Raw genomic sequence first — 11,074 nt, 5'->3', positions numbered from 1 at the left:
TAACTAACTACTTGTTATATAAAGATTAAAAAAGTAGCAAGAATGATGAAAAAGTATCGAAAATTCACACAATAATGACTGGATAAAAAGAACGCAATTTCCGAGCGAAATTACGCAGAGAGGAACGATCGAGACTACCTGTATTTATTCATAGGAGCTATCATTTTCGATGATAATTATTACATTTTTGCAGCGAGTCACAGACCTGATCATCTTGTCTTATAACTGCCATATTCCTCTGATAAACATATTACCGATGGCAACGCATTCAGTCTTTAGGAGGTCATTGTGTCTATCAATTCATTGAACCATGCAGAAATGTCTGATGTCTCTTCCAAGTGGGACTTCAAAGATGAAACAGCTTCAAATTTAACAGATAACAAAAAGCAACAAGCTGAAGCACGCAGAAAGATCGAGATGATGCGAGAAATCCGCGAGAGTGGTTTAACCCTAGAAGAAGCAAGAGATCTCGGCTTACTCCACTGAAAGTACAGTAAATCAGATCAGCAATAAGGGGCGCTCAGTCTTGCGCCCTTATCAGGCATGATGAAAGGCATACACTAAAGCTGTTCATTCCAGCCGAGATAGCGTTCATATAAAGCAGTAATATCGCGACTACACATCACATCCATATTCTCTTGCAGCCGTTCTAGTGACCAATCCCACCAGCACATATCAAGTAACATCGTTATTTCATTATCGCTAAAGCGTTTTTTAACCGCTTGGCCTGGATTGCCAACCACGACTGAGTAAGGTTCGACATCTTTTGTCACCACTGCGCGTGCGCCAATAACCGCACCATTACCTATGGTCACTCCCGGCATAATCACACATTCAGTGCCTAACCAGACATCGTTACCGATTAGCGTATCACCGGCTCGCTCAAAGCCAGATTTCACTTTATCGCCAAACACTTTGTAATCAAAAGGAAAAGCCGACACCCAGTCATGACGATGCCCTTGATTACCCGCCAGCATCAAGGTTACCCCCGACGCGATAGAGCAAAACTTCCCGATAATAAGTTTATCAAGATCAGGGAACATACCTGATTCCCACGCCTCTCTGCTGGGTTTATCACCCATAAGATAACGAACACATTGATCTTCAAAGTGCTTTTCATGGTAATAACCGGAGTAATAACTGTATTCACCCACCTGAATATTGGGGTTCGTCAAATGGTGGTGGATCTCATGCCCACTTAACCACGTTGGGAAGATGGTAGATGCCATAAAAAAGTCCTTATCATTGTTATTTATTTACCACTGTTTCACACATACGCTTTCGCTTTTCGCGCTTTGAGTGCGTTATGCTACCAATAAGTATAGGTAGTCTCTGTACAAGCATTCACATGCCCATTTACAACTCTTAAAACTGCGATTATTTCTGCGCTTTTAATCTTGCGCTGTATCCCATTTATCGCACCAATCGCCTATCCATATATGATTCAGATAGCAAAAGTATCCAAATGCGATTGTAGTCATTTGTAGCTCGTATTATCCCTATCTATACAAAAAATAATGACGCTCTATGCGCACACAGGATCAAGAATGGAAAAATCAAAAGACATTCAGTGCATCATTTTTGACTGTGATGGCACTTTGGTCGATAGCGAAAAACTCAGTCAACAAGCGCTTACTGAAACCTTTGCTCAGTTTGGGGTCACTCTAGATGCCACGAGTTATTGGCAACATTTCAAAGGCGGGAAAATGTCAGATATTCTCGCTGAGACGTGCTCTCGTGTGGGACTACAAGCGCGTGTAGACGATCTCGAACCGGTATACCGTAAAGCGTGCGAGCGCGTATTTCTACAAGGAATAGAACCAATAGCAGGCGTACCTGAGCTGCTTGATACGTTAGAAGCCCAAGGGTATGAAATGTGTATTGCATCGAATGCGCCTATTGAGAAGGTCAAACACACACTAAAACTAACAGGGTTAGATCATTACTTTACAGGCAAGATCTTTAGTGGATTTGATGCCAATAGTTGGAAACCCGAACCTGATGTTATCCATTACGCAGCGATGTTGATGGGAATACCGTTAGACAAATGTATCTTCATTGATGATACCGTTCGTGGGGTTGAAGCTGGCATCAATGCACATGTTCAAACATTCCATCTTTTGTCTACGCCAGATGGGCAAAGAATTGATCATCCAAACGTCATTCCACTTGCTAACATGACGGAATTACTCAACTATATTTCCCAATCTAAACAAGAAAAAAAACAAGAAACATGCCCAGTATAGAGACTGCGCTGATTCATAAACGGCTATGGCACTAAAGCGATTCATCAAGTATCACTTTAGCATTTCCGTAAATTTAGTTACTGGGATAGGTGTTAAATAAGCAGGTAATAACTAAGTAGGTCTAACGATAAATATCGCTAAGAAGGCGTATGGGTAACACCTACTGAGGTGCTTTTCTCAATGTCGTTATTCAGTGAATCCCACGATGAAGACCAATTCATTGCTTGATATTGCTGTGACCCAGCCGCATGAGGCGATTCACTTCCAGCCTCCACATTGTCACCAGAGGCAGCTAATGCAACATCTGGTAAAAGTGAACTTTGCTCAGTTTCACCTCGCTGGCCATCATAATACGGCTGAGGTGTATATTCCGCTGGTACTGAGTGATTTTCTAAATTACGGCTCGATGCTGAACCTTCCGCAAAAAAGAACTCTTCGCTATCAATCAGCATATCATCCGCCGCCAAATGTGCTAATTGTTCGGCGTTTGGACGATACCCTTCGCGAGAATAGACTTTATCGATCAGGTGAATAACAGCGTGTTCTGGTACCATTAATTCAGATATACGTCGATAAATAGTCTTCGTTAGGCGTTGTACTTCAAGAATCGAGGTGATCCCGACAACCTGAACCACTTCATCACGTGCCTTCTTTGCTTCTTTAATGCCACCAGCATAGGCAAGAGATAACCAAATATAAGCAATCGCAGCATCATTAGCCGTCGATCCAAGGTGCATTTTGGCGGCAAGATATTGCGCTTCCGTATTCCCTTGTTCAGCTGCTCGCTCAAGCCAATAAACCGCACACGCTTTATCTTTCGAGATCCCAAGGCCACTCTGATAGCAATAAGCTAATTTAACAAACGCTTTAACATCATGGTTAATTGCAGCACGCAAACGCCAACGAAAGGCTTCACGAGGGATGTTATTAGGGTTCATCTCAGACACAAACCAGTCCCCCAGAAACAGCTGTGCAGGGACATAATTCATCGTTGCGGCAATTTGGATGTTATCTACTCCGGCTTCGATATTTATATCTGTGCCGTAGCCTCGAATTTGGTAACGCCCTAGCTCAAATAGTGCTTCTTGGTTACGGCGCTTAGCTTTGATGAAAGATTCCCAATACAGGGAGCGAGCCTCGCCATTTGGGTCTTCTTCATCTAACTTACATAATCGAGCCAATGAATGCTGAGCAATCTCATTACCTAAATCAGCGGCTTTTTGGTACCAACGAACAGCCACAGGAATGTTATTCATTTCTGTTTCTTTCGCTAATGAGAGCAAACTGGGAATATGGCCTGTTTGTGCTTTAAATATTTTTTCTTCATGTTCAGCCGCTTTGGCTTTTTCTAGCACCAACTGGTACTTTTCAGCTTTCAGCACTTGATCACGATTTTCCTGCTCTTTTCGTCCTGCCGCTTTAAAATAGCGGTGTACAAACCAAGCAAGCGGTACTGTTAAGCCACCAATACCAATGGAAATAGTGGAAAGTTGATCCCATGAAAACAAAGCTATTTACCTTTTTACACATACAGAATCAGCATGATACAGTGATTTTTGCTATTTATTGCAAAAACATCAGTAAAAGCACACTTGCCTAAGTAAATTACGCCAGATAAATCACACCTTGGTGAATTCTAAACCAATTAGCGCTTTGGCAGCATCAAAATAGATTTGATCTGATGTAGCTTGTTAGCCGCATGATCTTCCAGAAGGATATTCCTGCTATCTTAAATACGACTATATTTGGACATAAAAAGACCCCCAATAATTGAAGTCAAACTATTGGGGGTCAGTTCAAATTATAGATAGGCTTTGTATTGTAACTAAGAATTAGATCTTCGTTAATTACGTACTAGTCGAATTCAACCAAGTTCTTTTCGTATTGATCAAACTGCGCTTCAACATTCGCAGATGCATTACCCGTCAGTGAACTCACCGCAATGATCGAGATTGTTGCCAGAATAAACCCAGGGACAATTTCGTACAAATCGAAGATGCCACCATTGAGCTGCTTCCAAATAACAACCGTCATTGCGCCAATAACAATACCCGCCAGTGCACCGTTGCGGTTCATCCCTTTCCAGTAAAGACTTAGCAGAAGAGCAGGTCCGAATGCGGCACCAAAACCAGCCCATGCATACGATACTAAGCCAAGTACCGAGCTTTCAGGGTTCATTGCTAATACCAATGCCACAATCGACAGGATAATAACAGCAGCACGCCCTACAGTTACAATTTCATCTTGAGAAGCTTCTGGACGGAATACTTGCTTATAGAAATCTTCCGCCAGCGCAGAAGAAGACACCAGTAGTTGTGAATCTGCCGTACTCATGATCGCCGCCAGAATTGCAGCGAGTAAAATACCTGCAACAACAGGGTGGAACATAGAGTTAACCAATAGCATAAATATTTTCTCGCCATCAGCTAATTCACCCGCCAATTGGTTATCGACGTACAAGATACCTACCAAGCCAACCAAAACAGCCCCAACCATTGAAAGCGCTGTCCAAATCACCGCGATACGACGCGCCGTTGTAATATCTGCATTTGAGCGTGTCGCTTTAAAGCGCGCTAGAATATGCGGTTGACCAAAGTAACCCAAGCCCCACGCAGCCAATGAAATGATTGCAATGGCAGATAACGGCTCACCTTTAACATCGTTAAACAGTGTCATTAGTTCTGGGTTTTTCAGCTCTAGCGCTGCAGTTAAATCACCCACACCACCGCTCATCGCAGCAATAGGGACGATTAACAGTGCCGCTGACATTAATAAGCCTTGGACTAAGTCAGTCCACGATACTGCAAGGAAACCACCAAATAAGGTGTAAGAGACCACGCAGACAGTACCAACAATGACAGCAATGGTGTAGTCAAGACCAAATACCGTTTCAAAAAGTTTGCCGCCAGCAACCAAACCTGAACTGGTGTAGAAAAGGAAGAATAGCAAAATGAAAAATGCTGATATGGTTTGGATTAACTTAGATTTATCATCAAAACGGCGAGCTAAAAACTCAGGTAACGTCAATGCATTATCAGTAGTAATACTGTACGTACGTAAGCGCTTTGCACAAATTAGCCAGTTCAGCCATGTACCCAGTAATAAACCGCCAGCAAGCCACAATGACTCGATACCCGCTGCATAGGCGTAACCAGGCAAACCTAATAACAACCAGCCACTCATATCTGATGCGCCTGCAGATAAAGCCGCAGGCCAAGGCCCAAGTGTACGCCCCCCCAAGAAGTAATCGGCTGAATTTGATGTTCGCTTATAGGCAATATAGCCAATGGCCATCATAGCGATCAGGTAAATAATAAACGTACCTGTTATCGCAAAGCTGTTTTCTATCATTCTAGAGTTCCCTCACTCATAGTCCCAGTCATAGCTGGGACTTTGGTTATAACCTTTGATGCGTGTCATCAATAGGCGTATTGCAACCCACGTAGTACTGCTATTCATTAATGTCAAAACAAATAGCAGAACACGTGAAAGCGGTTGTTAATGTTCTTCCCCACTGCCGAGTTCAAGCAAGGTTGCGTTCCCGCCGACAGCAGTGATGTTGATGGTACGAGTACGCTCAGTAATAAAGCGCATCGAATACGTTGGGCTGCCAATTACAGGTAGCTTGATACAATCGGTTTCAGCTATAAGCTGAGCCAGTAAACCATCACGTTCTGCCAGTTGACGTGCTAGCCGCAGAGCGATAGCCGACTGGCCAGCAAACGCCACACCAGAAATCGAGGTATTTGTAATTAGTGCCGTTAGCTGTTCATGCTCCACCGTCTGTACAACATGCAATGGACATCCAGCAAGCGTCAGTTGATTAATAATATTGCCCGCTTGTACCATTGAATTAGCCGACAAACATAAAATCACACAGTTGCCGTTCACTAGCGCTGCTGTTAGTTGCCCTACAATGGCAACAGCAGAGGTGTCGTCGTCAGCGGTAACCGCAATAGTGCCTCTACCTGCGCTATATAGTTCATTGGTTTCACCCGTAGGGCCCGGCATCAGCAAGGTTTCACCAAGGTGTTCTTGGGCATTGAAACACTGAAAAGTCACCATTTTTTTGCAATCTTCATCAAGGCTATTCGCCCAAACAGTCAAAATACGAGTGCGTTGTTCATAGCCAAGTGCATTCCAGTTTTCCCATGACGCTAAGCTATTGGATACCAGCGTTTTAATTTGTGTATTCATTTTCTATGTCCTTGATCTTGTTAACAGCTTAGTCCAAATTACACCGCGTAAACGTCTTGCGTGAAACGGTATAAATAGTGTGGGCCACCCGCTTTCGGTCCAGTGCCAGATAACCCCTGACCACCAAACGGTTGTACCCCAACGACTGCGCCAACCTGATCACGGTTGATATAGCAGTTCCCCACACGCATACGTTGCTCTATATAGCTGTACGTACGTTCATTACGGCTGTGAACGCCAAGTGTTAAGCCAAATCCCGTATGGTTAATTTGATCAATGACTTGATCGAGTTTGCCTGCATCAAATCGGACGACATGCAAAATCGGTCCAAAGTTTTCGTTTTCTAATACATCAATATTGCTAATTTCGAAGGCGGTGGGCGCTACGAAATCACCGTATTGGCAGACCTCTGGTAATTCTGCTTGTGCGATTAACGTCGCTCTGTTTTTCAGTGCTTGAATATGGGTAACTAACTTGTCACGCGCGGTTTTATCAATCACAGGACCCACATCGGTACTGTGCAGTTCAGGGCGTCCAACCGAGAGCTCTGCCATCGCGCCTTTAATCAAGCCCACAATCCGATCTGCAATATCTTTTTGGACAAACAACACTCGTAATGCAGAACAACGTTGACCTGCAGATGCAAACGCGGAACGCACAACATCACGAACAACTTGCTCTGGCAGTGCTGTGCTATCGACAATCATGGCATTTTGTCCACCGGTCTCAGCAACAAATGGAACAGGAGCACAATCACGAGCCACAAGCGTACGGTTAATACGTTGCGCTGTTTCTGTTGACCCCGTAAACGCAACACCCGCGACACGAATGTCAGACGTTAATGCCGCCCCCACTTCTGCGCCAGTGCCAGGTAGTAATTGAATGGCCCCATTCGGCACACCCGCTTCCAACATCATCTCAATTGCTCTAAACGCAATAATCGATGTTTGCTCGGCAGGCTTAGCGACAACGGTATTACCCGCGACTAATGCCGCTGATACTTGGCCTAAGAAAATAGCCAGAGGGAAGTTCCATGGGCTGATACAAGCAAAAACACCACGCCCTTGGTAGGTTAGCTGTTTTGTTGCACCATCATAGGTTTCTATAATATGTGGCTGAGCAAATTCCGTGGCCGCTTGATGGGCATAAAAACGGCAAAAATCCACCGCTTCACGAATTTCATCAATACCATCTTGAATGGTTTTACCCGCTTCACGATGACATAAGGCGACCAGCTCACCCGTGTTCACTTCCAACAAATCAGCGAGTCGCACTAAGCAAGCAGCGCGCTCAGCAACGGGAGTTTGTGACCATTCAGGGTAAGCATTCGACGCCACATCAATCGCTTCAATAACAAGATCACGGGTAGCGAAACTGACTTCACCAACGGACTCTCGACGATCGTACGGTGCAGTGATTGCCAAAACCTCACAAGCTGGCGCTTCACCACTAAGTGTTTTTCCGACTAAACGCTCACCATTTACAATCGGGCCAGCTTGCCATTGGGTCTCGTTAAATACATCAATCGACGTTTTAAAGGGGGTCCACTCGGATTCAATCTCGATATTGATACCCTCGGAGTTTTGACGTGATTCGCCAAAAATAGCAGGGGGCAGTGCTATCAAGCCATTGTGTAAACTCGGACGTGATTTCAAAATATCGACAGGGTGTTCCGTCAAGGTATCAATCGGACAATCAGCATCTACCAAACGGTGCACAAAAGAGCTATTCGCACCATTTTCTAACAAGCGACGTACTAAATACGGCAGTAAATCTTTATGACTACCAACTGGCGCGTAAATACGTACATTGGTCTGATACATGTCCATCGCATGGTTATAAAGCGCATCGCCCATGCCATGTAGGCGTTGGAATTCAAAATCTTTATGCTCCGCCATTGCGACAATCGCTGAAACGGTATGTGCATTATGACTAGCAAATTGCGGGTAAATCAGACCACGAAAATGAGTCGCTAATAGCAGGCGAGCACATGCTAAGTAAGACGTATCTGTCCCTTCTTTTCGAGTAAAAACAGGGTAAGCGGCATAACCACTTTGCTGCGACATTTTAAGCTCGCTATCCCAGTACGCTCCTTTGACTAAGCGTAATGGGATCACATCGCCTTGCTGTTTACTTAACGCAGCAAGCCAAGTCAGCACAGGTAGCGCTCGTTTAGAATAAGCTTGTACCACTAAACCAAAGCGTCCCCACCCTTTTACTTCGTCAGAGCGGTACAGTTTTTCAAAAAGTTTTAACGATAACTCTAGGCGATCAGCTTCTTCTGCATCAATCGTGATCCCAACATTGAGTTCACGCGCTCGCGCTAATAGTGATAATACCGACAGATACATTTCATCTAATACGCGGGCTTCGTTGGCTACATCATAACGCGGGTGCAAAGCAGACAGCTTGATAGACACAGTGGGATCTGGTGACTTGGGGTTATGGTAACCGTTACGCCCTACGGCTTCGATCGCCATAATATAGTCTTTGAAATACTTTTGAGCATCTTGCTGCGTCAGTGCTGCCTCACCCAACATATCAAATGAATAGGTAAACCCTTGATCACGTTTATCTTTGCCATTTTTCATTGCTTCTGCAATGGTTCTGCCTAACACAAACTGATGCCCCATGATCTTCATCGCTTGGTTCATGGCTTGGCGGATCACAGGTTCAGACATTTTGTTCACAAGACGGTTGATCACATGGCTTGGCTGACCATCGGACTTAGCGTCCATAGTGACCACTTTCCCTGTTAGCATGAGCCCCCATGTGGACGCATTCACAAACAAGGATTCTGAATTCTTAAGGTGAGACTTCCAATCCGCTACGCTGAGTTTGTCACGAATAAGTGCATCTGCTGTGGCTGAATCAGGAATACGCATTAGGGCTTCCGCCAAGCACATCAGTAAAATGCCTTCTTTAGTATCTAGGCTGTATTCAAGCAATAAAGCATCAATCATTTGTACGGCTGTCTTATCAGCACGTACACGCGCGATCAGCTCAGCGGCACTATCAGTCGTCTGTTTACGTTCTTGCTCAGATGGCTCAGCCATCGGAAGTAGTTGCGCTAACCACTGCGATTCGTCCACCGAGTACAGTGGAGAGATTAACTGCCACAATGACGATAATGGCCTGTCGATAAAAGATGGCTGAAGTGCATCTACCGCATTAAACATAATCATTTCCTCAATAATGGTTCTTGATGCAACCACAATAAATGTTACACCGATGTTGCTATTGAGGGGATCATATTTTCAGCCGCTCACTTAGTCTTGCTATATTCTCCGATATTTTTTAGAAAAAGTCCGTTTTTTAACAAAATCAGACACAGAACGGCAGCGTTTAAGGACAAAAATTACTAACAGGCCTTATAAGAACGGATTTGGACGGCGTACAAAATGAAATTATCGATAAGTCAAAGCCAATCCGTGGCATATGAGATGAAGCGAGGAAAGTAATCAGGCAATCGAGATAAGATTTATTCACCAAGGGAATACAAAGATAAGCTCTGGGAATAAACAAAAGCTAAAACTATGTTACGAAAATGCCTTACGGTATTTTGCTGGTGGCATACCGTAACAACGGGAAAAAGCTTGAGTAAAACTACTCTGGCTACTAAAACCACAAGATTGGGCCACCTGAGCCAAACTCAAGCCAGATTCATCGAGTAACTGCTTGGCAAGATCGAGTCTTTTCTGTAGCACATAATGATGAGGCGTCATGCCTGTCTGTGTTTTAAATAAAAGGTGAAACTGACTTTCGCCAAGATAAACTAAACCCGCAAGCTGCAATACCGAAATTTTCCGCGTTATGTGCTGTAAAATATATTGATCGACAATATCCATATTTAAACGCGGTAAATATCTATCTGAAGCGACAGGCTTAAAGTGACGCTGTAACACGCACATTAATGTGTCGGTACAGGCTCTACTCAATAATAAATCATCAGGACTTGCCATCATTTCAGCCGTCAGTGCTTTGATTAGGGTTTGCACTTGGGTATCAAGATGAAAATAACTCGATTGAGTAAATAAGCGTTCTACTCTTTCTGTGGCATAGTCATGTTGCGCCAGCACTTCGGGCACATTCAACACTAAGATCTCATTTTTACCTAAACCTGAAAATGCATGCTCAGAATCCGAACTTACAAGGCAACCTTGACCAGGACCGACCAAGTTTCCATAACCTTCAATATCAAATTCCGTTTGACCAGATAACCCGATCACAACTTGGTTATAACCATGGTTATGGTGTGCCATCTGTTCGGGCAACATAACAATTTCAGAGGGTTTATATTTTTCAGCCATAATATTTAGGCCATTCATCTAATTAGCTTCATTGAAGGAGGAAAGACTACTACATAATACAGTAAAAACGAAAATGCAGATGCCCACTCAGCAGCAATATCATAGGCGATCAGTCATATTATTGAGTATGCAAACATACCAACGTATGAGTCAAAACATGAGTCGATGCCTACTCTACTAATAATGGAACAATGATCAAGAGAAGCCAATGTTACGGTAAGTGTAATTTCAATTTTATGAATTAGCTCTTCAGGCTAGACATAGTAAAGGATTCGACTGTATTTCTCAGAAAGTTCTTTTTATCGTTCCACACCGTAAAAA

8 protein-coding genes are annotated in these 11,074 nt (G+C 43.8%); 2 read left to right on the top strand and 6 right to left on the bottom strand.

Going from position 1 to position 11,074, the window contains the following annotated elements:
- Positions 1-288 precede the first annotated feature (288 nt).
- Complete coding sequence (locus tag ASV53_RS19395; RefSeq protein WP_062692198.1) at positions 289-486, top strand: hypothetical protein; 198 nt, start codon at positions 289-291, stop codon at positions 484-486.
- A 74-nt stretch (positions 487-560) separates the two neighbouring features.
- Here the strand turns inward: ASV53_RS19395 and ASV53_RS19390 are convergent, their stop codons facing one another.
- Positions 561-1,229 (bottom strand): CatB-related O-acetyltransferase, encoded by a 669-nt coding sequence (locus ASV53_RS19390; protein ID WP_094958301.1) that lies wholly within the window; start codon positions 1,227-1,229, stop codon positions 561-563.
- A 318-nt stretch (positions 1,230-1,547) separates the two neighbouring features.
- Between ASV53_RS19390 and ASV53_RS19385 the strand changes: the two genes are divergently transcribed.
- Positions 1,548-2,246 (top strand): HAD-IA family hydrolase, encoded by a 699-nt coding sequence (locus ASV53_RS19385; RefSeq protein ID WP_094958300.1) that lies wholly within the window; start codon positions 1,548-1,550, stop codon positions 2,244-2,246.
- A 137-nt stretch (positions 2,247-2,383) separates the two neighbouring features.
- On the opposite strand, the gene ASV53_RS19380 is transcribed toward ASV53_RS19385, so the two are convergent.
- The 5 genes from ASV53_RS19380 to ASV53_RS19360 all read right to left on the bottom strand — a co-directional run bounded on the left by ASV53_RS19380 (position 2,384) and on the right by ASV53_RS19360 (position 10,753).
- Entirely contained in the window at positions 2,384-3,754 is a 1,371-nt protein-coding gene (locus ASV53_RS19380; RefSeq protein ID WP_094958299.1) for a tetratricopeptide repeat protein, read from the bottom strand.
- Positions 3,755-4,100: 346 nt separating this feature from the next.
- A complete protein-coding gene (gene putP, locus ASV53_RS19375) occupies positions 4,101-5,597 on the bottom strand; it encodes a sodium/proline symporter PutP (RefSeq protein ID WP_094958298.1) in 1,497 nt (498 codons plus the stop codon).
- Between the two features lie 147 nt (positions 5,598-5,744).
- Positions 5,745-6,443 carry an aldehyde dehydrogenase family protein gene (locus ASV53_RS19370; RefSeq protein WP_094958297.1) on the bottom strand — a complete coding sequence of 233 codons (699 nt, stop codon included), beginning with the start codon at positions 6,441-6,443 and terminating at the stop codon, positions 5,745-5,747.
- A gap of 38 nt (positions 6,444-6,481) precedes the next feature.
- Positions 6,482-9,622: a bifunctional proline dehydrogenase/L-glutamate gamma-semialdehyde dehydrogenase PutA gene (putA, locus tag ASV53_RS19365; RefSeq protein WP_094958296.1), complete on the bottom strand. Its 3,141-nt coding sequence runs from the start codon at positions 9,620-9,622 to the stop codon at positions 6,482-6,484.
- A gap of 360 nt (positions 9,623-9,982) precedes the next feature.
- A complete protein-coding gene (locus ASV53_RS19360; protein ID WP_094958302.1) occupies positions 9,983-10,753 on the bottom strand; it encodes an AraC family transcriptional regulator in 771 nt (256 codons plus the stop codon).
- Positions 10,754-11,074 lie beyond the last annotated feature (321 nt).

This window comes from Photobacterium sanguinicancri, from assembly GCF_002265265.1.
GTDB lineage: Bacteria > Pseudomonadota > Gammaproteobacteria > Enterobacterales > Vibrionaceae > Photobacterium > Photobacterium sanguinicancri.
The sequence above is the reverse complement of the archived record's forward strand: the minus strand, read 5'-3'. Positions and strand labels throughout refer to the sequence as shown.

What these genes read in the sequence shown, in the direction of transcription:
- putA (WP_094958296.1), bottom strand. Translation starts at nt 9,622, where the DNA reads ATGTTTAATGCGGTAGATGCACTTCAGCCATCTTTTATCGACAGGCCA.
- putP (WP_094958298.1), bottom strand. Translation starts at nt 5,597, where the DNA reads ATGATAGAAAACAGCTTTGCGATAACAGGTACGTTTATTATTTACCTG.
- ASV53_RS19360 (WP_094958302.1), bottom strand. Translation starts at nt 10,753, where the DNA reads ATGGCTGAAAAATATAAACCCTCTGAAATTGTTATGTTGCCCGAACAG.
- ASV53_RS19370 (WP_094958297.1), bottom strand. Translation starts at nt 6,443, where the DNA reads ATGAATACACAAATTAAAACGCTGGTATCCAATAGCTTAGCGTCATGG.
- ASV53_RS19385 (WP_094958300.1), top strand. Translation starts at nt 1,548, where the DNA reads ATGGAAAAATCAAAAGACATTCAGTGCATCATTTTTGACTGTGATGGC.
- ASV53_RS19390 (WP_094958301.1), bottom strand. Translation starts at nt 1,229, where the DNA reads ATGGCATCTACCATCTTCCCAACGTGGTTAAGTGGGCATGAGATCCAC.